Raw genomic sequence first — 22,756 nt, forward strand, 5'->3', positions numbered from 1 at the left:
CATCGGCGAGGGTAGTTCGCTCGGCATCGGAATCCAACACCAGCGGATCGGGTTTCGGATTCCGCTCAGCTCGCTCGCTCGCTGCGGTCGACTCTTTGGCGTTGTCGAACTTGCCGGGTTGTGTATTCGCGACGCCCGGTGCTTCCTCCCGGAAAGCACTGTCGTGGAATGACTTTGCGCTGGACGTCGAATCCTCCCCTCCGGGATTCGACGTCGCGGCGGATGATGTCGGCGTCGCACTAGCCGCTGGGTCGAGCGCCGCAGTCTCCTCAGGTCCGGGCACCGCAGTCTCCCCGGCTGCAGACGCCGCAGTCTCGCTCGTCGCAGACCACTCGCCGTCGTTAGCGTCCAGTGCCTCGTCGTCGTTTTGTGCCGACTTGCGGGCGTTGCGATCGACCAGGTAGATCGCGCCGACGGCGACCGATCCGGTGAGTAGCCAACCGATTCCGGGGCGGTCCAACGGGATCAGCGCGGCGCCGGTGAATCCGGCGAGGCAGGCTGCGGGTAATACGCCGGGTGGGCAGACGACGCGGCGCCACCGCGGCAGCGGCCGGTACGCCGGACCGGGGTACGACTGCATTGACGCCCAACTGGGCAACGTCTCGTCGTCTGGTGGAACGGCAGTCCGTTGTGCGGCCGATAACAGCACCCCCACGGGGACGGCACGTCCCGATGCCGGTTCGGCGGGCACTGATGCCTCGGGCCGAGCAGGTTCCGGAGGTGCTGGCATTTCGGGCATTTCGGGCATTAATTCCCCTCCTGAGGGTGTGCGGGATCGCCCCGGGACCTCATGCGGTCCGGGTGCATGGGTGTGGCTCGGGTCAGTGGCCGGGTAGGACCACGCGGATGCGGGAGCCGGGGTCGGCGACCGCGATGGTGCCGCCGTGCAGGTCGACGATCCAACGAGAGATGGCGAGGCCGAGACCGGTGCCGCCGCCTGCGGTACGGCCGCCGCGGGTGAAGCGATCGAAGACGCGGGCGCGTTCGGCCGGTGGGATACCGGGTCCGTCGTCGGACACCTCGATCACCAGCTTGCCCGCGTGCCTGCGCACGGTGACCCGGACCTCACCGCCGGCCGGACCGTGTCGTGCCGCGTTGTCGAGCAGGTTGAGCAGCACTTGATGCAAACGTGCACGGTCGGCGAAAACACTGATGTTGCTGGGCTGTACGTCGGTGGTGAAGCGCACGCCCCGGCCCAGGGCCGCCGCGGCGACATCTGCCTCGGCGACTACTTCGGACAACAGCGGTGCGACGTCCAGGCTTTCGCGGTCGAGCGGGAAGGCGCCCGCCTCGATGCTGGACAGGTCGAGCAGTTCGGAGACGAGCAGGCTCAGCCGCTCGGTCTGGGCGAGCGCGGTACGCAACGTCTTCGGATCCGGCTCGGACACCCCGTCGACGAGGTTCTCCAGCACCGCGTTCAATGCGGTGATGGGCGTGCGCAGTTCGTGCGACACATTCGCGATCAGGTCACGGCGTTGCTGGTCGGCGGCCGCAAGATCCGCGGCCATCTGATTGAACGCCTCGGCCAACTGCCCGACCTCATCCCGCGACGTCGCCCGCACCCGCCGCGTGTAATCCCCGTGCGCCATCCGCTTGGCCGCAGCCGTCATCTCGCGCAACGGCCTGGTGATTCCGTGCGCCAGGAATTGCGACGTCACCAACGCGATCCCCACCGCAGCCAACGTGGTCTTCGGCGGCAACCACCCGATCTTGATCCGAAAGAACCCGAACGCAATCCCCCCGGCACACAACATCAGAATCGCCAGCTTCACCTTGATCGACCGCACCGGATCCAACGGACGAGGCAGAATCTCCGCCACCTTGTCCGACAGCACGCGCAGCCGCTCGATGACAGCATGGAACCCAGTGGGGCCTTTGCCACGAGCCTGACCGGCCACCGCATCGGCGGTCGAGCGCACGTCATCGGCGGCCCGGCGAGCACCAGCCGAGCCCGGCACGGCACCAACGCCCTTGTCCAGCACGGCACCCGCGTCCAGCGCCGTCGCGTCCAACGCAACCGTCACCCCCTGCGCGACGCTCCCACCCGTGGCACACTCGCCTGGCGCGGCCCTCCCGTGCAGCGCGGCCCGTTCGCCCAGTGCGGCCCGTTCGCCCAGTGCGGCACTCTTACTCGAGGTGGCCGCCTTGTCCGGGACAGCACTCGCGCCCCGCGCGAAACCCCCACTGGGCACGGCCCTCTCGCGCTGCTCGGCCGATTCGTCGCGCGCGGCGCTCTCATTCGGCACGGCCTTCTCGCCCTGGGCTGCTGTCCCGTGCAGTGCGGCCCTTTCACTGGGCGCGGCAGTTTCACCGGGCACGGCACTTCCACCAGGCGCAGCACTTCCACCAGGCGCGGCACTTTGACTGGGCGCGGCACTTCCACCAGGCGTATCCGTCTCGCCAGACACGGCACTTGCACCGGGCACGGCCTTGTCATCCAGGGCCGCATGGTCGGCGCTCATCGGGCCTCCAGTGCGTAGCCGACGCCGTGCACAGTGCGGATCAGGTCGGCGCCCAGTTTGCGGCGCAATGCTTTGACGTGACTGTCGACAGCTCGGGTGCCTGCGGCGTCGGCCCAGTCCCAGACTTCTTCGAGGAGGCGTTCCCGGGCGAGGACGACGCGAGGGCGTCGGGCCAGCCGGGCTAGTAGGTCGAATTCGAGGGGAGTCAGTTGGGCTTCGACGTCGGCGCGCCAGACGCGGCGTTGGTCGACGTCGATGCGGAGGTCGCCGACGACGATGGTGTCGCCGTCGCGGTCGGCGGCGCGGTCGATGCGGCGCAGCAGGGCGTGCACGCGGGCGGTGAGGACACGCAGGGAGAACGGTTTGGTCAGGTAGTCGTCGGCGCCGACGCCGAGTCCGACGAGTTGGTCGGTCTCATCAGTACGTGCGGTCAGCATCAGGACCGGCACCGAGCGCTCCGCTTGGATCCGCCGACAAACCTCGAGTCCGTCGAACCCCGGCAACATCACATCGAGGACCACCAGATCGGGGGTGAGCGCCGACGCGGCGGCCACCGCACCCGGCCCGTCGTGCGCCAGGTCCACGGTGAACCCTTCGGCCCGCAACCGCGCCGCCACCGACTCCGCAATGGTCACTTCGTCATCGACCACCAGAATCCGCCGCGCCAGCTGTCCCCCGGCCGCTCCGCTCTGTTCCATGCCCGGAACCCTAGCCACCCCCTGTGGAGAGGTCCGGCACCAAATGTGGAGATTCCGTGTCGACGGCCGCCGATCCCGGCGGATCGTCGCGCCCTGCGACCGCGGCGATCGTGCCGACGCGTCCCTCCGCGACCGGCGCGGAGGGACGCTGCACTGCCCGGGATTTCGTCAATGACCAGTCGCCGGGCTGGTCGTCCGCGTGGACGGGCCGCGCGAAGGCCCGATCAGGGCAGCGGGCAGGCGTTGTTGAGCTCGGTCGCCGCCGTGACGAAGTCGGAGTTCTTGTCCTGGACGATCTTGTTGTACTCGTCGTTCGATACCGTTCCCAGCTGCCTCGACTTTTCGGCCGCTCTGGTGATCGTGCTCTTCAGTTCACTGTCGTCTGTCGTAGCAGCCACGCCGGTGAGACGATCACTGAAGTTATCGATCACGCCTTTCCTGTTGCCCTCAAAATTCGGATCGCTCTTGTCGAGGGCACCCATCTGGTCGTTGAACTTCGTCGTGACGTCGACTACCGCGGCGCACGAGGCCGCTTTGTCCATCGCCGTTGCGGTTCCGGCAGTCATCAGCGTGTATCCACCCATCACGGTGGCGAGAACGACCGACGCTAGGATTGTTTTACGCATGATTCTCCTTTGGAAGACGTGTACGGAACGACTTATTCGGTTTCTTTCGCCGACCTCACGAAACAGATGCCTTTCCAGTGCCGCCCCCAGCTCCGGTCCGGTGGCGCAAACAGGCCGATCTTGCACTCCGTTTCAGCTGCACGGGCCGACGACTGCCGCATCATCGACATCTCGGATGTGCTCGGCGACGAGTTAACCAGTGCGGTATAAACTTCTGGATCAGCAGAGATGGCGTGGCACATCAGGCCAACCGAGGCAGCTGCGGTCAACATGAACCCCTGCATCACCATTCGCCGAAATATCCTGTCAGCCAACGGAAACTCCGTTCATCGATCCTGCCTGCGGGCCTGATCGACGCGCAGCCCAGCGGCCATGAGAACTCCCGATCACATCGTCGATCATCGATGTTGCCAACCATTTGCTATAACAATGTATGGCCAGCGATGAACGGTTCTCCAGTGCAATAAGCGGCACCATCCGATCAGATCGTGCCAAAATCGCCCGCGCGTTCAATAGCACATTCGATACCCGGCAATACGATGGCGGGATGCATGTGGTGACCGCCATAATTCCGGACCGGGTCGAGGTGTTCGACCTGGTGACAGCCTTGCAGGTGTTCGCGGTGGTCCGGCTCGGCGACCACACCCCCGGCTACGACGTGCGGGTGTGCGGCAGCGGCGACACGTCGGCCATGGCCCGCGGACAGGTGGCGTTCGGTTTGCGGCCGTCGCAGACACTGGCTTCGCTCGACGACGCCGACACGGTACTGATCCCCAGCGGGCAACCTCCATACGAACGAGAGCAGTGGATGCTCGACCCCATCCGTCGGGCGGCCGCGCGCGGGGCTCGGATCGCCTCGTTGTGTACCGGCGCTTTCGCCCTTGCGGCCACCGGCCTGCTGGACGGGCAGCGCGCGACCACGCATTGGCTGGCCTGTGCCGAACTAGCCGACCGCTATCCGGAGATCGAAGTCGACCCGACGGTGCTGTTCGTCGACAACGGCCCGGTGCTCACGTCGGCGGGATCGGCGGCGGTGATAGATATGTGCCTGCACATGGTCCGCTGCGATTACGGTGCCGAGATCGCTGCCAACGCGGCCCGATACCTGGTGACGCCCCTGCAGCGCAACGGCGGCCAAGCGCAGTTCATCCCCCGCCTCCCATCCCCGGACGATCGGTCGGCTCTGCAACCTGTGTTGGAGTGGATCGAGCAGAATCTAGAGCGTCCGCTGATGCAGACCGAGATCGCCCGTGCGGCCGGAATGTCCGTACGCACCCTGCAGCGACACTTTCAGGACCAACTCGGCACGTCCGCCCAGCAGTGGCTGCTGAACGCCCGCCTCGACCGCGCCCGGCAACTCCTGGAAACCACCGAGTTGTCCATCGATCACGTCGCCGAGGCGTCCGGTTTCGGCACGGCGGTGACCTTGCGCCGCCACTTCACCCGCCAGGTCGGCACAGCGCCACGCGCTTATCGCAACACATTTCGCTGAACCGGAGGGAGTCGAGTGCGGTTGGGGCGCAATGGCATCGAGTGCCTTCTCGCACAGCGTGCCAGCTCGAGTCAGGCGGACAGTCCGTTCAAAGGGTCGGGCGAGGCTCGTGGTCGATGCCCGCATGCTCGGCACCACGACGGAATCGCAACAGACGCAGGGCGTTTGCGACGACCAGGAGGGTAGAGCCCTCGTGGATGAAGACGGCGGGACCGATCGGGAGCCCGATCAGGGTGGCCGGGACCAGAGCCACGACGATCAGCAGGGAGAAGGTCAGGTTCTGGCGGATGATGCGGGCGGTGCGGCGGCTCAGGTCTACCGCGAAGGGCAGGCGGCCGATGTCGTCGACCATGAGGGCGATGTCGGCGGTTTCCAGGGCGACGGCGGAACCGCTTGCCCCCATGGCGATGCCGACCGAGGCATTGACCATGGCGGGCGCGTCGTTGACGCCGTCACCGACCATGGCGGTGCCGTTGCGGCCACCGAGCTTGCCGATCATAGTGACCTTGTCCTCGGGCAGCAGACCGCCGTGCGCGGCGTTCAGGCCCATGTCGGCGGCGACGGCGTCGGCGACGCGCTGGTTGTCACCGGAGATGAGGACGATGTCGTCGATGCCGAGCTCGCGCAGTCGGGCGACGACCGGTGCCGCTTCGGCGCGCGGGATGTCCATCACGCCGACGACGCCCAGGTAGACGCCCGCGTGCCGGACGATCATCGTGGTGCGGCCGCGCTCGTGTAGCTCGTCGACGATCCGGATGATGTCGGTGGGCACGCCCTCGGGATCGAGTTCGAAGAACATGGTGCGGTTGCCGACCTCGGTGGTGCGACCGTCGACCAGGGCGGTGACGCCGCGGCCGGTCACCGAGTTCACGGCGGTCGCGGTCCGTTCGGCGCCCGCGGGCACCAGCTGCGCGAGGTCGCGGGTGATCGCGCCGGCCAGGGGATGGTCGCTGTAGGACTCGACCGCGAACAGGGTGGCGATCAGTTCGTCGCGCAGTTCCGGACGGGCCGCGACGATATCGGTAACCTTCGGCTGCCCCCAGGTGAGCGTGCCGGTCTTGTCGAACGCCATCGACCGCACCCGGCCCAGCGTCTCCAGCGGCCCACCGCCCTTGGCGAGAACACCGGCCTGCGCGGCCCGCGCGATCCCGGCCAGCACCGCGCTCGGAGTGGCGATCGCCAGCGCACACGGACTCGCGGCCACCAGCACCACCATGGCTCGATAGAAGCTGTCGGCGAACGGCTCCGACGCGGCGAACACGCCGAAGACGAGAACACCGAGCACACCGGCCAGCACGACCGGCACATAGAACAGTTGGAAGCGGTCGATGAATCGCTGGGTGGGCGACTTCTGCGTATCGGCCTCGCGCACCATCGTGATAACCCGCGCCAGCATGCTGTCCGCAGCCCGACTGGTCACCAGCACATCCATCGCACCGGAGCCGTTCATCGTGCCCGCGAACACCCGATGCGATTCCGGCACGGGCGTACCACTCGCCGATGCGACCTCGGCGATCGGCGCCTTCTCCACCGGAATACTCTCACCCGTCACCGACGACTCGTCGACGCTACTCACACCGTCGACCACCACCCCATCCGCGGCGAGCCGCGAATTCGGCAGCACGACAACCACATCCCCGATCGCGAGCGCACCGACCTCCACCTCGCGCACCACACCGTCGGGTCCACGCACCAACGCGGTATCCGGCGCGAGCTCGGCCAACGCCTCGATCGACCGCTGCGCGCGCCCCATCGCATACTCCTCGAGCGCGTGCCCGAGGCTGAACAGGAACAACAGCACCGAACCCTCGGCCCACTTACCCACCATCGCCGCGCCCACCGCCGCGACCAGCATCAGGAAGTCGACCTCGAATCGACCTCGACGCACGGTGGCGATCGCGGTGCGGATGGTGAAGTAGCCACCGAAGAAGTAGGTCGCCGCGAACAACGCGATCGCCACCCACTCCGGCGCGGACACCAGGTACTTCGCCGTCATGCCGCCCGCATAGGTGACGCCGGAGGCGATCGCGAAGATCAGCTCCGACCGCTCCCCCAGCAGTGCGCCCCCATGCCCGTGCTCGCCTCGTCCCTCGCTAGTCATGCCAACATAATATGCATAGATTGCCATGTGTGCATAGATCTTGTTTCATCGACGCCGTGCCGGGTAGGCAGCCACCACCCTCCGCCGGTGTGGCGCGGCGACAGCAGAAGGACCCGCTCGGTGAACGATTCGACAGACAAATCCATGGACGACGACACGGCGGCAGAAGGCCACAGCCAATGGGTCGGCCAACCTCATTCCGTCGACGAGCCCGCCGTCATCACGGCAGCCGAGGCCGACGCCGCCGCGATCAGCACCGAGAAACATCCGCTCGGTAAGCCGGGCAAACGATTCGATCGCTGGTCCCCGTTCATGATCGGGATGACCGGCGCCGCGGGCGTCATCGTCACCGTCGGCTTCGCCCGGTTGCTCCTCGACGCACGCGACGCACTGGTACTGGTGGTCGCGGCGCTGTTCCTGGCGATCGGCATCGAACCGGTGGTCTCCTGGATGACCAGGCACCGCGTCCGGCGGGGTGTGGCCGTCACGATCGTCTTCCTCTGCGTGCTCGCCGCCCTGGCCGGATTCCTCGCCGCCGCGATCACGCCGCTGATCGATCAGGGCAGAGCACTCATCGACCACGCACCCGACCAACTGCGGCACCTGGAACAGACCTATCCGATCGTGCACACCACCTCGGCACGACTGCACCTGGACGACAAGCTCAAAGAAGGCATCGCCACCGACGCCTCATGGACCGGTGGCCTGCTCGGCGCGGGAAAGATGGTGTTCGGCGCGGTCACCAGCGCGGTGATCGTCGCGGTACTCACCGCCTACTTCTCCGCGAACTTCCCCGAACTGCGCGCCTACGTCTACCGCTTCTTCCCGCATGCGAGGCGACCCCGCGCCATCCTGATCGGGGACGCCATCTTCGCCAAGGTCGGCGGCTACGTACTCGGCAATCTGCTGATCTCGTTGATCACCGCCGTGCTCACCTTCATCTGGTTGCTCACCTTCGATGTTCCATTCGCGCTGGTGCTTTCGGTCCTCGTCGCGGTGCTCGATCTGATCCCGCTGGTCGGCTCGACGCTGGCCGGCGCGATCATCGCGGTGGTCGCGCTGACGGTGTCGCTGCCGGTCAGCCTCGCCACCATCGGGTTCTTCATCTTCCTGCGGCTGGTGGAGGACTATCTGCTGGCACCCAAGATCATTGGTCGAACGGTTCAGGTCCCCGCCGTGGTGACAGTCGTGGCCGTGTTGCTCGGCGGCGCGTTGCTCGGCATCATCGGCGCACTGCTCGCTATCCCGGTCGCCGCAGCCGTACTGCTGCTGATCAGAGAGACCCTGTTCCCGCGCCTCGATCGGGTCACCGGCGAAAGTGGCGACGCCGCAACGGCTTCGACTCGCAGCGCGACGAGCTGAGCACGCACTCCCCTGATGCGCGCCCGACATCATTCGGGCAGACACCGCTCCGGCGACAACCGCTGGCAAGCGGTCCCCTAGCATCGCGACCTGTGATCACCGTTGCCACGTGGAACGTTCTGCACCGCATCCACGCCGAGAATTGGTACGAGGACGTCTCCAGCCGGTGGCCGGACGAGGCGGCCCGGATCGACGCGGTCACCGCGGGCGTGGCGGCGCGCACCGAGTGGGCAATCGCGCTGCAGGAGGTCAGCGGTGATCAATTGATCAGTCTGCGGGCCGCTTTGCCCGGTCGGACGATCCACTCCATGCAATACGTGCGCGTGCCGACCGCGCGCAGGCACGCCAGCGCGCTGCGTGATCCGAGCGAGCACCTGGTGCTCATCGTCGAGGGGCCGAGCCGCGAGATCACCGCCGAGTCCTTCGCCGACGATCCCGGCAAGGGTGCGCTCGCGGTCAGCGCGGGCGGTGTCGTGTTGATCGCCACGCATGTGACCGGAGATCGGCGGCGCACGAAGCAGCTCGCACGGTTGGCCGAAATGGCTTCCGTCACACCGGAATATCCGGCGGTGCTGCTCGGGGACTTCAATATCGACGGGGCGACGGTCGCGTCGAGTCTCGGTGCGGGATTTACGGTCGCGGACCTGGCGCCTAGCTCGTTGGCGACCCGTCCACGGACCTCGGGCGCGAAGTCACAGTTCATCGATCATGTGGTCGTGCGCGACGCGACCGTGCGCGAAGTGGTGGTCGAGGATTCGGGCGGCCTGTCCGACCACAATCTGGTCCGCGCGACAATCGCCTTGTGACGACTGCTCTTTCGTAGCCGCAGGTCAGCACATCGCGCGCGGTGCGCCAACCCCGTGATTCTGGTGTCTGCTGGTGCGCGGTCGCGGCGACTAGGGTTCAACCGGGGTGCCGAATCGGCATGCGGAGACCGGGCGCGAGGGGGCCGAGATGACACGGTGCTGGGCACCGCCTGCCCGCGCTCACTCCCCGGAATCAGGCGCCGCGCCGTCGGTATTCGGCACGGCGATGTCGATGAGCCAAGTCGCGGGATCAACGGCTGGAATCACGTTGTCGGAGTGCGGATTCACGCTCCCCGACAACGGATCCGCATTCCCGGACCGTGGATCTACACTCCCCGACGAGACCACGCACCCCGCCGACGAGACTGCACACCCCGACAACGGATTCACAGTTCCCGACAACCTGGCCACGCTCCCCGACAACGGATGCGCATTCCCAGACAAACGCTCGGCGCTGCCTGACCGCGCTTACTCCCCGGAATCAGGCGCCGCGCCGTCGATATTCGGCACGGCGATGTCGATGAACCAACTCGCGGGATCAACGGCTGGAATCCCATTGCCGGCGGGCGGATTCACGCTCCCAGTCGACGAATTCGCGCTTCCCGAAACCGGGCTCGCGTACCCGCGACTTCGGCGGCCGCTAGCGCACCAACACTTCGTTTCGAGCCGAACAGTAACGGCCGGAGAGTAATTCGCGCCCCTCGGATCGACGGGCGAGGTACCAGGAGGAGCTATGTCCCGTACGAGATTTGTGCACTCGAGCACGCAAAAGAGCGTTGCGGCAGTCTTATTGATGCTGGCAGTGGTAATCCTCGCGCTCACCGGCTGCTCGTCCAACAGCACCGATACGTCGTCTGCCACCAGAACGCCCCTCGCGAGCGCCACCGCGAAACCATCCACGACCACCGGGCAACCGACACCCGGCAAACCGGCACAACCCGCGCCCGGGCCCGCCGGAGTCCCCCAAGGACCTCAGCCAGCCGGCGCCCCTCAGACCCCGGTCGACGAATACGTGAAGTGCACCGACCGCATCAACTACGCAGGCGACCCCCGCGCGAACGCCGAAATCAACATCCTCGGCGAACAAACCGGCGTCTGCCCGGAACCCCAACAACCGCCCGCCGACAACTACGTCAAATGCACCGACCGCATCAACTACGCAGGCGACCCCCGCGCCAATGCCGAAATCAACATCCTCGGCGAACAAACCGGCGTCTGCCCGGATCCGATCCGCCCGACCTCCGCACCGGTCACCACCTCATCCGCGCCAAAGGTCACCACCTCGAACGCCCCCGCACCCACAACATCGACGGCACCGCCAACGTCGACCGTGCCCACACCGACCTCATAACCGACACCACGCCCAGACGAATCAAGTCTGTCCTCGGCACCGGGCTCTCTGGACAACAGCCACACGGTCGCGCCGGCTACACAATCCACGCCAACCGCCGACGAGCCGAACGCCTCCTCAACAGCGACCGCGCCCACACCACGTCATTGATCGACACCCCACCCCAACGAATCGAATCCCTCGACAACAGCATTAACCCGCAGGCAATCCCCCCGACCCGGCAGCATCGTGCTGACACCAACGCCGCCCAACGCCACCGCCGTCAGCCAAACCTGCACTCTCTCTCGGGATCAGCACCCCCTCTAGGGCCCTATTCCGAGTGCCGATCCCAAGACAGAGTGCAGATCCGAGGCAATCCGGCCCGCAACCCGCAACGGCCGGTGGCGACCGGCACCTCCCCGTCGGTAACTGCCGAACTCACAGAGCGCCCACACCTTTCACAGGGTGCTGAGCTGCTGTGAAGGGTATACACCCCCTGTGAACCCCCTCCCACCAACGGGTTTCGCCACGCCGGAGCCCGTGGGACCGCAGCCAACAGCCGGATCGCCACGCCAGAACCCATCCGGACACCCACCGTGTCAGCCCCACCCCCGCTGTACTGAGTGAGCGCCCGACACAAACGGTGTGCAGCCCCCAAATCGCGTAACAGACGACAGAATCCGCGCACACTCTCGGGATCTGCACCGACTCTAGGGCCCAATTCCGAGTGCAGATCCCAAGACAGAGTGCAGATCCGAGGCAATACACCCTTGCGGGGCGCAACCATCGCCGGATCACCACGCGAGAACCTAACCGGACACCCACCGTGTCAGCCTCACCCCCGCTGTACTGAGTGAGCGGCCGACACAAAAGGTGCCCGGAGGTTTCTTCACCACCCCGGAAGCCGAGATTCGCTCAATATCGAACTCCCGCAACGCAACCACAGCCAGATGACCACCTCGGAAACGCGACACCACGCACCTGACGCACACCTAAAGCCGGGTACCCCACCCGACGCGCCCAGCACTACTCACAGGAAAACGTGGACAGGTCTTCAGCTCAATGGACTGCTCACCGCATGGAGTCCTAAGCAGCACTTGCCCGGATAGGTGCACCTTTGCGTGGATCTCTAGGTGTACTGGCCCGAGACTGCAACCGCGGGCACGCCGACTTCTCAATCGATACCGACGAAACACACCCCTGCGCACCGCGCCATCGCCGCGCCGGAGTCTCTCCCGCACCCCGACATTCGCAGCCGACGCAGACCGTTGCCGCGATTTCGCCGCCGCCGACCTCCGGCCCGGCCGAGAATGCTCTTATGGTCGAGATCAGCCGCGGGGTAGGCACCGTGAACGGCATTCATATGCACTATCGCCGCGCCGGGTCGGGCCCGGCGCTGGTGTTGTTACACGGCTGGCCGCAGACCGGCTATTGCTGGCGAAAGGTCCTGCCCGCCTTGGCCGAGCGGCACACTGTGATCGCTCCCGATCTGCGTGGCTACGGCTACACCGACAAGCCGACCACCGGTTACGACAAACGCAGCATGGCCTCCGATGTGGCCACGTTGATGGAGTCGCTCGGGTTCACCTCCGCCGCCGTCGTCGGACACGACCGCGGCGCGCGGGTCGCCCACCGCTGGGCGCTGGATCGTCCGGATCAGGTCACCAAGCTCGCCGTGCTCGACATCATCCCCACCAGGGAGACCTGGCGCCGGATGGACGCCGCGCTCGGCCGCCGCTACTTCCACTGGCTGTTGCACCTGCAGCCGGATCTGCCCGAACGCCTTGTCGGCCATGACATTCCCGGTTACCTGCGTTACTTCTTCGAGACCTGGACCGTCAACCGGCACGGCCTGCCCGGCGAGGCTATCGACGAATACATCCGCGCCTTCAGCACTCCCGGCGCGCTGCGGGCGGGCTTCGACGACTACCGCGCCGCCGCGGTCGACGCCGAACACGACGCCACCTCCGCCGGTCACCGGCTCACCATGCCGTTGCTCGCGCTCTGGGGCTCGGCCAGCTTCCTCGAAACGATTCCGGTACTGGAGGTTTGGCGTGATTACGCCGAAGACGTACGCGGGGCCGTCATCCCCGACTGCGGCCACTTCATCGCCGAGGAACGGCCCGAGGCCCTGCTGACGCATCTGAACGAATTCCTCTGAGGTGCAACTTCATTCAGCACAGAGTGCGTGATCGACCAGTGCGGTCGCCGCGCGCTCCTGCTCGAATCCCTTGCTGCGCATGAAGTCGTCACCCACGGCGAGGGCCGCGGACATCGATACGACGACACTGCGACGCCCGTCCTCGGTCACGCCGGTCTCGGTGACGTATCCCTCCTGACCCCCGTTGTGCATCCAGTAGCCGCAGGACAGGGGCACCGAGAACAGGCCGAGCCCGTCACGAATGCCGGGCCATATCTGCCCGACCTCGCCCTCGACCGGCACGGTAGTGCGCATCAGCGCCAACTGCTCGGGCCGTAACAGTTTCCCGCCCAACAGACTTCGATAGAAGGTGCCGGTGGTGGAGAGGAAACCCGCCCAAGGCATCGGCATCCACCACCTCGGTGACGTCGGTCAGCGGCCCGTCGAGTGCGCACTGCCGGTAGGCCTTGGCGTGTGGTGCGGGCAGGGTGGGCGAGGTTCCGGGCCAGCGGATGTCGGGTAGCCCGAGCGGCTCGATGATCCGTGACCGGACGTCCCCGTACCGCTCCCGTGGTTGCACTTGACCCAAGATCTGGTCACGGAACGGTTGCCGAGCAGACTAGAGACCGACCAGTCTGAAACAATCAGCCCGCTCGTCTGAACGAATGATCGTGACCTGATACATCCCCGGGATGAAGGGTGCGACATGGTCGCTCTGGGCCGGTTAGGGATTCGACTAGCGCTCTGCGCTGTCGCGATGACATTCGCCGCCGTTGGCATGCCGGGCGTCGCGACGGCCGTGCCGGTCGCCTCGCTCGGCGGCGGTTCCGGGATTCTGCTCGGGCGCGGCGTCTGCACCCTGACCACCATCGGATACGATCGCGCCGACCGGCTGGTCGGGCTCACCGCAGGACACTGCACCGAGGTAGGCATGTCGGTACGGGCGGAACGCGCACCGGACGCCGGCGTCGTCGGCACCGTCGCGGCGGTCGATCACACTGACGACTACGCGGTGCTCGAATTCGATCGAGCCAAGGTCACACCGGTCCGCCAGGTGGCCGCGACCACGATCGGCGGCATCGGCGCGCCACCACAGCAGGGTGACGTGGTGTGCAAGAACGGGCGGACCTCCGGATTCAACTGCGGCGTCGTGTGGGACACGCACCGCTGGTGGTTCCAGAACCAATCCTGTTCGCAACCAGGCGATTCCGGCGGGCCGGTCACCATCGGCGATCGACTGGTCGGCATGAACGTCGGGCACATCGGCCTGCGACTGGCCGGCGTCACCGTGTTCGACATGGTCTGCCAACCGCCCATCGCACCGCTGCACGATCCCGCCGTGGCGACCCAGATCGGCATGGTGCTCGACGACATAGATCAGGGCGGCGGCGTCGGGGCGGGATTCCGGCCGCTCTGAGCCCATGCGACGATGAGCCGAAAAGCGGGGCGCCGGTAGGGCATTCCGTGCGACGCACACCACAGGAGCTCGATGTGGAGCCGACCCGAGGACCCTCGTTCGCCCGTTTCGTCGCCCTGGGCGACAGTCAGACCGAAGGGATCGGCGATCCCGACGGCAACGGCGGATACCGCGGTTGGGCCGACCGATTCGCCACCCTGCTCGCCGCCGCGGACCCGGCGCTGCACTACGCCAACCTCGCCGTGCGCGGCCGTCGCGCCGCCGAGATCCGCGCCGAACAGCTCGAGCCGGCCCTCGCACTGAAACCGGACCTCGCCACGGTGGTGGCCGGCATGAACGACGTCATCCGGCCCCGCTTCGACCGAGACGCACTGCTCGCCGACATCGAGGCCATGTTCACCGCACTCACCGCGATCGGCGCCGAGGTCGTGACGTTCACCTTCCCCGACATCGGCGCCGTCGCCCCGTTCGCCCGCCCACTGTCCGCGCGGGTACGCGCCCTGAACGCCGACCTGCGCGCCCTCGCCGCACGCAACGGCGTCACCCTCGTCGACTTCGAACCCGTCGTCGCGGCCACCCACCCGGCCGCATGGGACGAGGACCGGCTGCACCTCAGCCCGACCGGCCACGACATCGTCGCCCGCGCCCTCGCCGCCGCCCTCCGGGTCCCCGGCGCCGACGACACCTGGCGCGACCCCTTACCGCCGGTCGACCGATCCGTCCCCCAGACGGTCGCAACCGAGTTCCGCTGGACCGTCCACTACCTGATGCCATGGATCGGACGCCGACTACGCGGGGCCTCGTCCGGCACTGATCAGGAAGCCAAACGACCAGAGTTGCTGCCTGTCCTGGCGTAATTCGCGCCGCAGCCGACTCGCGTAGCGCGCCAGGCGTGCGTTCAGGGCTTAACGGTCGAGAAGGGCTCGCCTGCACGGCACGTTCTCTGGCGCGGATCGCGAGCAGGATCGGCCGGACGCAGGCAGAACCAGCCGCGCAGGTAAGTGGGCAGGTGTGCTGTGGCCAGCGGCGCATGACCTGGGTAACTGCGCAAACCGGTGCGATCGGGTCCTACGACCGGAAGTAGTATGGCGCGGTGCGAACATCGGCGGAGGCTACGGCGCGACTGCGTGGTGCGTTCGTCGGATCCGCGTCCGGTGCGGTGAGCATCGCAGCGCATGCCCTCGGTGGTGGCGAGGTCTCCCCCGGGCAGTCTTCGATCGCCATGTTGATCGCCGCCTGCACGATTGTCGGCGTGGTCGTCGGCGCGCGGCGGACTCGTTTCGGGATCGCCGAGGTAATGGTGCTGCTGGCGATCGGCCAGGCGGTCGGCCATGTCGCGCTGACCATGTCGCCCGGCCACCACCACACCACCGGCATGACCTCGATCATGCTCGCCGCCCACCTCGCGGCCATCCCGCTCGGCGCCCTACTCATCCGTGGCGCCGAAATCGGTTTCGGCCGAGCGACATCCGCCGCGAACCGAGCCGTGCGAGTGCTCGACACCCGCCCAGCCGCCCCTTTCATACTCCGATACGCCGTCCCCGTGGGCCCCCTGGCCGCGCCGCGGCGCTTGCTGTTCAGCTCCGGATCCGGGCTGCGCGGGCCGCCGCCCCGCCACTGAGCTACGTTCCACCTACCGCGGATAGAGTTCAATTGTTCTGTCGCAGAACGCATTCCCGCACATTTGCGAGATGCGCCCGTACGGAATGCTAGACGACTAGTTGCTGAACGAGGCCACCGGAAGTCTACGGCGGGCACCGATTCCATTGCTGAGCAAGTCTGTCGAGCTGAGTTCTGCGCCTTCAGCTGTACCGCCGACGGTTCCAGCGCGGCAGCAGCTGCGAAAGCCGGAGGATTCAGGCCACGCGGCCGACCCATCCATGGGCCGACAATGCGGCGTGGACCGGCTCAACCAGGGCCAACGACGCTCACCGCATGCGCTCGGATCACGATCAGCGGCAACGGCGGATCAGGGCAGGCAGTTCGGGCACACCAACTGATTCGCCCAGAAGAGTTGGCAGTTCGGCGGCACGGCGGCAACGGTCAGCGGATCGAAGTGGCATATTTCGACCACTGGCAGGGTCGGGCGTATCAGTCAGCTCGGCAACACAATTGATGCGATCCGTGCACGCACCAGCCTCCGATGACGTAAAGCAGCCGCCGCCGACAGAGCCGGTGTGACCACTCGCGGTGAGACAACACATTCCCCATGATCGGAGATTTCCATGCTTTCTTGCACAACCAATTCAGCACCCAGCTCGCGGCGCGCGGCGCGTGTACTGCGTGGTGCCGCAGTAGCTTTGACTGTTCCGCTGCTTCTTGTCGCCTGCTCGTCCAACGACAAAGCCGAGACCAAGGCCGCCGACTCGGTCACGATCAAAGATCAGTGGGTGAAGGCGGCGGATGGAGATATGTCGGCGGCGTTCGGTGAGCTGAGCAATGCGGGTGACAAGGCGCGGACCGTGGTGTCGGCGTCGAGTCCCGCCTCGAGCCGAGTCGAACTGCACGAGGTGGTTGCCGATGCGAGCGGGACCAAGACGATGCGCCCCAAGGCGGGCGGGTTCGTGATTCCGGCGCACGGGAAGGCCGAGCTGCGGCCGGGTGGTGACCACATCATGTTCATGGGCCTCACCGGTCCGCTGCGCACGGGCGCCGAAACGCCGGTCACGCTCACCTTCGACGACGGGTCGACGACCACGTTCACCGCGCAGGTGCGGGACTTCTCCGGCAATCAGGAGAACTACGCGCCCGATCACGCGAGCGGTGCGCAGGCACCGGCGCACGGTGGCTGAGACCAGCCCGGGACGCCTCAACCGACGGCGCCTGCTCGGTGGCGGCGCCGCCGCAGCGGGCGCCGCGGGCATCGGTTGGGGCGCGGTAGCCCTGACCGCCCGCGACGACACCCCGCGGACGTCGGCGACCGAACCGTTCTACGGCACACACCAATCCGGGATCGCGACCAACCCGCAGTCCCAGGCGGCTTTCGTCGCGTTCGATCTGAAGCCGGGCGTCACCAGGGACGACCTCATCGGCATCCTGAAGATCTGGACCGGCGACGCCGCCCGCCTCACCCAGGGCCACCCGGCCCTGGCCGACACGGAACCGGAACTGGCACAACGCCCGGCCCGGCTCACCATCACCGTCGGCCTCGGCCCCGCGGTGTTCACCACCGCGGGCCTCGAGCACCGCCGCCCGTCCTGGCTTCGACCGCTGCCACCGTTCGTCATCGACCGGCTCGAATCAGCTTGGAGCGACGGCGATCTGCTGGTACAGGTCTGCGCGGACGAGGCGACCACGGTGTCGCACGCGGTACGTGTGCTGTGCCGGAGTGTGTCCTCCTTGGTCGCGGTGCGGTGGGTGCAGCGCGGGTTCCGCAACGCCGAACCCGGCCGGACACCACGCAATCTGATGGGCCAAGTCGACGGCACGGTGAACATCGACCCTGGACCCGATTTCGATCGGCTGGTGTGGGACGACGGCTCCGCGCAACCCTGGCTCGCCGGCGGCACCTCCTGCGTGCTGCGCCGAATCGCGATGACCTTGGACACCTGGGACGAAATCGACCAGGCGGGAAGGGAACTCACCGTCGGCCGCACCGTCGCCAACGGTGCGCCGCTGACCGGCACCGCCGAATTCGACGAACCGGATTTCGCGGCCGTCGACGCCAACGGCATCACGATCATCCCGCAGTCCTCCCACATCGCCCGCGCCCATCACACGCACGACGGCGAGCGGTTCCTGCGCCGCGGCTACAACTACGACGACGCCCCGGCACCGGGCCGGATCTCGAATTCGGGCCTCCTCTTCGCCGCCTACCAGCGCGACGTGGACGCCCAGTTCTTGCCGGTCCAACAGCGACTCGCGGACTTCGACGCCCTCAACGTGTGGACGACGCCGATCGGCTCGGCGGTGTTCGTCATCCCGCCGGGAGTTCCGGCGCCTGGCGGGTACCTCGGCCAGTCACTGTTCGAATCGTGATGGTTCCGATGCCGACACGAGCGGGCGTCGGCATCGGGTCCGCCGATCACGCAGTCGCGCTAAGCATCCGGCCGGACGGGGCCCGGCAAGTACGCGGCGGCCGCCGCGCCGGATCGACGCGGCGGCCGCGGGCCGAGTGAATCGGTCAGATACCGGTTGCGCCGTGAATCGCCTTGGCGTCCTTGCGAATCCCGAACGCCAGGATGACCTCCATGATGCCGAGCACGACCAACCACACGCCGACCACGATCGCCAGCGTCGCCACCGACGACAACGGCCAGGCGATCAGCACGATGCCCGCGATCACCGTGATCAGACCGAAGAACACGGCCAGCCAGCGGCCGGGCACGGCAGGCTCGGACACCGCGATCACCAACGCGGACACGCCACGGAACAGCCAGCCGATGCCGATCCAAATCGCAAGCAGCAGAATCGAAGTCAGCTCGTCACGGAAACAGAAGACGCCGATCGCGATGGACAGCACGCCACTGATGAAGGCCAGCACCCGCATGCCGGTGCTGGCCGGTGCGCCGAACGCGGCCATCAGCTGCAGAAAACCGCTGACCACCAGGTAGATACCGAACAGGACGCCCGCCGCCAAAAGGGTGACGCCGGGCCAGGCGAGAATGATCACGCCGAGGATCACCGAAAGTAAGCCGGTGACCAGAACGGTTTGCCACGCACTGCGGGCAAGAGACTGCAAAGGACCCTCGAGCACGCTGTTTGTCGTCATAATTTGATGCTATGCCCTTGCCAGTAGAGTTTCCTGGACATTTGCCCACGCAACTCGCAAGTCCAGTGGGCTTACCCACCGAATTATCCGCCTGTCCGGCGGCTGCCGTCCGGCTAAGCGACGGATTCGTCGGCCGCCGACACGCCTGACTTCGCCACCGCGGGGGCAGCGATATTGACCATCCAGGTGATGCCGAACCGGTCCTGGCACAGGCCGAACTCGTCGCCCCACATCTGCTTCTCCAGCGGCACCGACACCGTGCCCGCCTCCGACAACCGGTCCCAGTAACCATGCAGCTCGCTCGCGTCCTCGCCGCTGAGGCTGATCGAAATGCTGCTTCCCGGTTTGTATTCCATGCCGGGCGGGGTGTCCGCGGCCATCAATGTGAAGCCGCTCGGGGTTTCCAGGATGCCGTGCATGACCAGGTCCGCGCCGGGCGCCTCCTGGTCACTGAATTCACTGAAGGTGCTGATGGTCAGGGTGCCGCCGAACACGTCGCGGTAGAACTCCAGAGCTGCGCGGGCCGTGTCGCCGAAACTGAGGTACGGGTTGAGCCGGGAGGTCATGACACGAGGTTAGTGCGCCAAAGCACAGCGGGCGATCGCTAGCGGGGTTTATCGCCGGTTTGGCTCGGGTAGTCATCCCTAAGTGACTCTCGTCGTGTACGCCCATGGCGTGAAGCGGGTGGGTCGGAATCGTGAGTCTCGGGTGGCTAGGAGAAGAGGGTGGCGGTTGTACTCGTGCTGCAGGCGCGGGGCCTTGGTGATCTACTTACCGGGGTCCCGGCCCTTCGCGCGCTACGCCGCGCCAAGCCCCACGACCGCATCGTGCTCGCCGCCCCGCACCGGTTGAAGCCGATCGTCGACCTGATCGCCTCGGTGGATGCGATGGTGCCCACCGCCGAGCTCGGCGGACTGCGCTGGGACGCGCCCGGCCCGCAACTCGCCGTCAACCTGCACGGGCCGAGCACCGAAAGCATTGTGCAACTGGAGAAGACGGAACCGGGACGGATCCTCAGCTACCGCAATCCGGCGTTCCCCGAGCTGGACGGGCCGGAGTGGCAGACGGACATGCACAACGTGGACCGCTGGTGTCACCTGCTCGAGTCCGACGGAATCGTCGCGGATCGACGCAACCTCGGCCTGGTGCCGCCGGTGTCGACCACGAGCCACCGTGATTGCGTCGTGGTGCACGTCGGCGCGGGCGCGCCGGCCCGCCGTTGGCCGGCGGATCGGTTCGCCGCCGTCGTCCGGCACCTGCTGGTGCTCGGTCGCGAGGTGGTGCTCACCGGGGATGAATACGAGCGCGAGATCGCGCTGAACATCGCCGCGCGGGCAGGCCTGCCGATCGGCCGGGTCCTCGCCGGGGAGCAGAACCTGATCGAACTGGCCGCCACCGTCGCCGAGGCGGGGCTGGTGATCAGCGGCGACACCGGCGTCGCGCACCTGGCCACCGCGTTCGGCACCCGCACCGTCCAGATCTTCGGCCCCACCCCGCCGCGCTGGGGCGGACCACCCCCGCATCTGCTGAATCGGCACATCGTCCTCTGGGCCGGCCAGCTCGGCGACCCGTACGCCGACACACCCGACACCGGCCTGCTGCGGATCGGCGTCACCGAGGTCGTCAACGCCGTGGACAAGCAGCTCAACAAGCGCAACTGGCCCGGCACCGGCACCCAACCCCGCCGCACTCCTTATCGTCGCGTCGGCTGACGGCTCCACCCACCACCGGCAGGACCCCGCACAACCCCACCATCGACAACCCGCCTGGTCCTCGCAGACTTGGCGGCTTCCTCAGATCCAGCCGACCCTGCTGCGTATATGGCACGCGTGTGCGAAGTAGCTGCCTGGCGCGCTATCCATTCGAGGGCCCAGCAGCCGCCGTCGATCCGATCGGCAGCAACACCGCACCAGGCGCGGGCAAGCTCGGATTCGCTGCCGTTCCGCTCGGCACTCGCGCAACCTCCGGACCGGACACTTCCTCGCCCTCCATGACCTTCGAGCGGACAATGTCTCCAGTTGCGCAGCCTGCAATACAGCATGGCACGCAACTCAGAGGGCGGCGGCATATCGAATCCCGTTGCCGCCGAACAATTCCGGTACCGCCGCCACATGCTCGGCGGCGAACGCGCTCATCAGAGACTGCTGTCGGTGCGGGCGGTTTGCAGAGCGGCGGAGTAGGCGGCCAGGGCGCTCGGCCAGAACTGGTCGAGGTAGTCGCGGGCATCACTGAGGCCGCGGGGGTCGAGGGAATAGAGGCGGCGGTTGCCGTCTGGGCGCATCATCACCAGGCGGGCTTCGCGCAGGACGCGCAGATGTTGGGAGACGGCGGAGCTGGTCACGCCGGTGAGTTCGGCGAGTTCGCCGACCGCGCGCGGGGCCTGCGGGAGCGCCTCGAAGATGGCGCGGCGGGTCGGGTCCGATAGCGCCATGAGGGCGCGAACTCCATTAGTCGCCACTGAAATAGTGTGATCAACGAGCGACCATTTGGTCAACTCCGCGCAATACGGAATTCCCCCAGGTGAACACGCGAGGCGCGCGGTTGCGTTACACACTTGTAATACGCGAACTGGGCTTTCATTACACTGTGACGGTAACCACACGATTGCGGAACCCGCATGACCCTCCCGTACGTTCGTCCCATGCCCGTGACCGTTCCGTTATCTTCCCGTCGGGGCGCGACCCGGACTCGACGCCACCGTGCCGCCACCCGCGCGGTGGCCGTGTCCGCGGTCGTCAGCGCCTCGCTCGGCGTCCTCGCCGCCGCCGACCAGCAATCGAGCGCCGACCAGCTCACCGCAGGCAAGCTCACCGCCGACGTGGCACCGCAGGCCGTGTTCACCGCGTTCACCCCGCGCGAAGCGCAGATGCCGCAGACCGTGCCGGACAACGTCGTGTGGGAGCAGCACCGCCTCGCCGTCGAAGCCGCCCGCCCCAAGACCGTTCGCCCCATCGCGGGCGTGCTGACCTCCACCTTCGGCGTGCGCTGGGGCGCACTGCACGCGGGCCTCGACCTGGCCGACCCGATCGGCACGCCGATCGGCGCGGTCACCGACGGCGTCGTGATCGAGGCCGGACCGGCCAGCGGCTTCGGCATGTGGGTGCGGGTGCAGCAAGACGACGGCACCATCGGCATCTACGGCCACGTCAACGACATCCTGGCCACCGTCGGCCAGCAGGTCCGCGCGGGCGACATCATCGCCACCGTCGGCAACCGCGGCTTCTCCACCGGCCCGCACCTGCACTACGAGATCCACCTGCCCAGCGGCGAGCCCATCGACCCGCTCCCCTGGCTCGCCGGCCGCGGCATCGACATCCAGGGCAACACACCCTGATCCGGTGGTCTTCGCGAGTCGATGAGGGGCTCGCGAACGACCACCACGCCCCGGACGCCCCGCCGTACACGTGCCAACGCGCACACGTGCACGCCCGGGGCGTTCACACATTGCCACACCGGAGACCGGTTGCCACGCACGTCGCATCCTGCCGCGCAGCTTCCGTCCTGCCGCGCAAGGTTCGTCCTGCCGCGCAAGGTTCGTCCTGCCGCGCAAGGTTCGTCCTGCCGCGCAAGGTTCGTCCTGCCGCGCAAGGTTCGTCCTGCCGCGCAAGGTT

General features: G+C 67.1%; 21 protein-coding genes and 1 pseudogene. 12 read left to right on the top strand and 10 right to left on the bottom strand.

Annotated features, from left to right (window positions below; genetic code table 11):
- From ABZ942_RS33050 to ABZ942_RS33070, 5 genes and pseudogenes are all read right to left on the bottom strand, one after another.
- A pseudogene (locus ABZ942_RS33050) lies at positions 1-580 on the bottom strand (hypothetical protein); the annotation flags it as partial.
- A 241-nt stretch (positions 581-821) separates the two neighbouring features.
- The gene (locus ABZ942_RS33055) at positions 822-1,835 is read right to left on the bottom strand and encodes an ATP-binding protein (RefSeq protein WP_357389038.1); all 1,014 of its coding nucleotides are present in this window, start codon (positions 1,833-1,835) and stop codon (positions 822-824) included.
- A 623-nt stretch (positions 1,836-2,458) separates the two neighbouring features.
- Entirely contained in the window at positions 2,459-3,160 is a 702-nt protein-coding gene (locus ABZ942_RS33060; RefSeq protein WP_357388944.1) for a response regulator transcription factor, read from the bottom strand.
- Between the two features lie 224 nt (positions 3,161-3,384).
- Positions 3,385-3,786, bottom strand: coding sequence for a hypothetical protein (locus ABZ942_RS33065; protein ID WP_357388946.1), 402 nt, complete (start codon positions 3,784-3,786; stop codon positions 3,385-3,387).
- A gap of 32 nt (positions 3,787-3,818) precedes the next feature.
- Complete coding sequence (locus ABZ942_RS33070) at positions 3,819-4,076, bottom strand: hypothetical protein (protein ID WP_357388948.1); 258 nt, start codon at positions 4,074-4,076, stop codon at positions 3,819-3,821.
- A 257-nt stretch (positions 4,077-4,333) separates the two neighbouring features.
- Here ABZ942_RS33070 and ABZ942_RS33075 point away from each other — a divergent pair, with 257 nt between their 5' ends.
- On the top strand, positions 4,334-5,278 hold the full coding sequence (locus tag ABZ942_RS33075; protein WP_357388950.1) for a helix-turn-helix domain-containing protein: 945 nt from the start codon (positions 4,334-4,336) through the stop codon (positions 5,276-5,278).
- Positions 5,279-5,366: 88 nt separating this feature from the next.
- Here the strand turns inward: ABZ942_RS33075 and ABZ942_RS33080 are convergent, their stop codons facing one another.
- Positions 5,367-7,379 carry a heavy metal translocating P-type ATPase gene (locus ABZ942_RS33080; protein WP_357388952.1) on the bottom strand — a complete coding sequence of 671 codons (2,013 nt, stop codon included), beginning with the start codon at positions 7,377-7,379 and terminating at the stop codon, positions 5,367-5,369.
- Between the two features lie 144 nt (positions 7,380-7,523).
- Here ABZ942_RS33080 and ABZ942_RS33085 point away from each other — a divergent pair, with 144 nt between their 5' ends.
- The 4 genes from ABZ942_RS33085 (at position 7,524) to ABZ942_RS33100 (ending at position 13,038) form a co-directional block, all read left to right on the top strand.
- Positions 7,524-8,741 carry an AI-2E family transporter gene (locus tag ABZ942_RS33085; protein WP_357389040.1) on the top strand — a complete coding sequence of 406 codons (1,218 nt, stop codon included), beginning with the start codon at positions 7,524-7,526 and terminating at the stop codon, positions 8,739-8,741.
- Between the two features lie 92 nt (positions 8,742-8,833).
- Positions 8,834-9,547: an endonuclease/exonuclease/phosphatase family protein gene (locus ABZ942_RS33090; protein ID WP_357388954.1), complete on the top strand. Its 714-nt coding sequence runs from the start codon at positions 8,834-8,836 to the stop codon at positions 9,545-9,547.
- Positions 9,548-10,340: 793 nt separating this feature from the next.
- The gene (locus ABZ942_RS33095) at positions 10,341-10,898 is read left to right on the top strand and encodes a hypothetical protein (protein WP_357388956.1); all 558 of its coding nucleotides are present in this window, start codon (positions 10,341-10,343) and stop codon (positions 10,896-10,898) included.
- A gap of 1,297 nt (positions 10,899-12,195) precedes the next feature.
- Entirely contained in the window at positions 12,196-13,038 is an 843-nt protein-coding gene (locus ABZ942_RS33100; RefSeq protein ID WP_357388958.1) for an alpha/beta hydrolase, read from the top strand.
- A gap of 9 nt (positions 13,039-13,047) precedes the next feature.
- Here ABZ942_RS33100 and ABZ942_RS33105 read toward each other — a convergent pair whose 3' ends face one another.
- Entirely contained in the window at positions 13,048-13,428 is a 381-nt protein-coding gene (locus tag ABZ942_RS33105) for a hypothetical protein (RefSeq protein ID WP_357388960.1), read from the bottom strand.
- A gap of 346 nt (positions 13,429-13,774) precedes the next feature.
- Between ABZ942_RS33105 and ABZ942_RS33110 the strand changes: the two genes are divergently transcribed.
- The 5 genes from ABZ942_RS33110 to ABZ942_RS33130 all read left to right on the top strand — a co-directional run bounded on the left by ABZ942_RS33110 (position 13,775) and on the right by ABZ942_RS33130 (position 18,412).
- Positions 13,775-14,434, top strand: coding sequence for a hypothetical protein (locus ABZ942_RS33110; protein WP_357388962.1), 660 nt, complete (start codon positions 13,775-13,777; stop codon positions 14,432-14,434).
- A 74-nt stretch (positions 14,435-14,508) separates the two neighbouring features.
- Positions 14,509-15,291 carry an SGNH/GDSL hydrolase family protein gene (locus ABZ942_RS33115; RefSeq protein WP_357388964.1) on the top strand — a complete coding sequence of 261 codons (783 nt, stop codon included), beginning with the start codon at positions 14,509-14,511 and terminating at the stop codon, positions 15,289-15,291.
- A 236-nt stretch (positions 15,292-15,527) separates the two neighbouring features.
- Positions 15,528-16,055 (top strand): hypothetical protein, encoded by a 528-nt coding sequence (locus ABZ942_RS33120; RefSeq protein WP_357388966.1) that lies wholly within the window; start codon positions 15,528-15,530, stop codon positions 16,053-16,055.
- Positions 16,056-16,659: 604 nt separating this feature from the next.
- Positions 16,660-17,226, top strand: coding sequence for a copper chaperone PCu(A)C (locus tag ABZ942_RS33125; RefSeq protein WP_357388968.1), 567 nt, complete (start codon positions 16,660-16,662; stop codon positions 17,224-17,226).
- The gene (locus tag ABZ942_RS33130; protein WP_357388970.1) at positions 17,219-18,412 is read left to right on the top strand and encodes a Dyp-type peroxidase; all 1,194 of its coding nucleotides are present in this window, start codon (positions 17,219-17,221) and stop codon (positions 18,410-18,412) included. The genes ABZ942_RS33125 and ABZ942_RS33130 overlap by 8 nt, the downstream gene beginning before the upstream one ends.
- 145 nt (positions 18,413-18,557) lie before the next feature.
- Here the strand turns inward: ABZ942_RS33130 and ABZ942_RS33135 are convergent, their stop codons facing one another.
- Together ABZ942_RS33135 and ABZ942_RS33140 are read right to left on the bottom strand one after the other, a co-directional pair.
- Complete coding sequence (locus ABZ942_RS33135; RefSeq protein ID WP_357388972.1) at positions 18,558-19,145, bottom strand: DUF308 domain-containing protein; 588 nt, start codon at positions 19,143-19,145, stop codon at positions 18,558-18,560.
- 113 nt (positions 19,146-19,258) lie between these two features.
- Entirely contained in the window at positions 19,259-19,711 is a 453-nt protein-coding gene (locus ABZ942_RS33140; protein WP_357388974.1) for a VOC family protein, read from the bottom strand.
- Between the two features lie 159 nt (positions 19,712-19,870).
- Here ABZ942_RS33140 and ABZ942_RS33145 point away from each other — a divergent pair, with 159 nt between their 5' ends.
- Positions 19,871-20,857, top strand: coding sequence for a glycosyltransferase family 9 protein (locus ABZ942_RS33145; protein WP_357388976.1), 987 nt, complete (start codon positions 19,871-19,873; stop codon positions 20,855-20,857).
- A gap of 422 nt (positions 20,858-21,279) precedes the next feature.
- On the opposite strand, the gene ABZ942_RS33150 is transcribed toward ABZ942_RS33145, so the two are convergent.
- The gene (locus ABZ942_RS33150; RefSeq protein ID WP_357388978.1) at positions 21,280-21,576 is read right to left on the bottom strand and encodes a metalloregulator ArsR/SmtB family transcription factor; all 297 of its coding nucleotides are present in this window, start codon (positions 21,574-21,576) and stop codon (positions 21,280-21,282) included.
- A gap of 210 nt (positions 21,577-21,786) precedes the next feature.
- On the opposite strand from ABZ942_RS33150, the gene ABZ942_RS33155 reads away from it, so the two are divergent.
- On the top strand, positions 21,787-22,479 hold the full coding sequence (locus ABZ942_RS33155; protein ID WP_357388980.1) for a M23 family metallopeptidase: 693 nt from the start codon (positions 21,787-21,789) through the stop codon (positions 22,477-22,479).
- Positions 22,480-22,756 lie beyond the last annotated feature (277 nt).

This window comes from Nocardia sp. NPDC046473, assembly GCF_040645995.1.
GTDB lineage: Bacteria > Actinomycetota > Actinomycetes > Mycobacteriales > Mycobacteriaceae > Nocardia.

Bases quoted from the DNA above. Each gene is read 5' to 3' on its own strand.
- ABZ942_RS33060 (WP_357388944.1), bottom strand. From the start codon at position 3,160: ATGGAACAGAGCGGAGCGGCCGGGGGACAGCTGGCGCGGCGGATTCTG.
- ABZ942_RS33065 (WP_357388946.1), bottom strand. From the start codon at position 3,786: ATGCGTAAAACAATCCTAGCGTCGGTCGTTCTCGCCACCGTGATGGGT.
- ABZ942_RS33070 (WP_357388948.1), bottom strand. From the start codon at position 4,076: ATGGTGATGCAGGGGTTCATGTTGACCGCAGCTGCCTCGGTTGGCCTG.
- ABZ942_RS33075 (WP_357388950.1), top strand. From the start codon at position 4,334: ATGCATGTGGTGACCGCCATAATTCCGGACCGGGTCGAGGTGTTCGAC.
- ABZ942_RS33080 (WP_357388952.1), bottom strand. From the start codon at position 7,379: ATGACTAGCGAGGGACGAGGCGAGCACGGGCATGGGGGCGCACTGCTG.
- ABZ942_RS33085 (WP_357389040.1), top strand. From the start codon at position 7,524: ATGGACGACGACACGGCGGCAGAAGGCCACAGCCAATGGGTCGGCCAA.
- ABZ942_RS33095 (WP_357388956.1), top strand. From the start codon at position 10,341: ATGCTGGCAGTGGTAATCCTCGCGCTCACCGGCTGCTCGTCCAACAGC.
- ABZ942_RS33100 (WP_357388958.1), top strand. From the start codon at position 12,196: ATGGTCGAGATCAGCCGCGGGGTAGGCACCGTGAACGGCATTCATATG.
- ABZ942_RS33105 (WP_357388960.1), bottom strand. From the start codon at position 13,428: ATGCCGATGCCTTGGGCGGGTTTCCTCTCCACCACCGGCACCTTCTAT.
- ABZ942_RS33110 (WP_357388962.1), top strand. From the start codon at position 13,775: ATGACATTCGCCGCCGTTGGCATGCCGGGCGTCGCGACGGCCGTGCCG.
- ABZ942_RS33125 (WP_357388968.1), top strand. From the start codon at position 16,660: ATGCTTTCTTGCACAACCAATTCAGCACCCAGCTCGCGGCGCGCGGCG.
- ABZ942_RS33135 (WP_357388972.1), bottom strand. From the start codon at position 19,145: ATGACGACAAACAGCGTGCTCGAGGGTCCTTTGCAGTCTCTTGCCCGC.
- ABZ942_RS33140 (WP_357388974.1), bottom strand. From the start codon at position 19,711: ATGACCTCCCGGCTCAACCCGTACCTCAGTTTCGGCGACACGGCCCGC.
- ABZ942_RS33150 (WP_357388978.1), bottom strand. From the start codon at position 21,576: ATGGCGCTATCGGACCCGACCCGCCGCGCCATCTTCGAGGCGCTCCCG.
- ABZ942_RS33155 (WP_357388980.1), top strand. From the start codon at position 21,787: ATGCCCGTGACCGTTCCGTTATCTTCCCGTCGGGGCGCGACCCGGACT.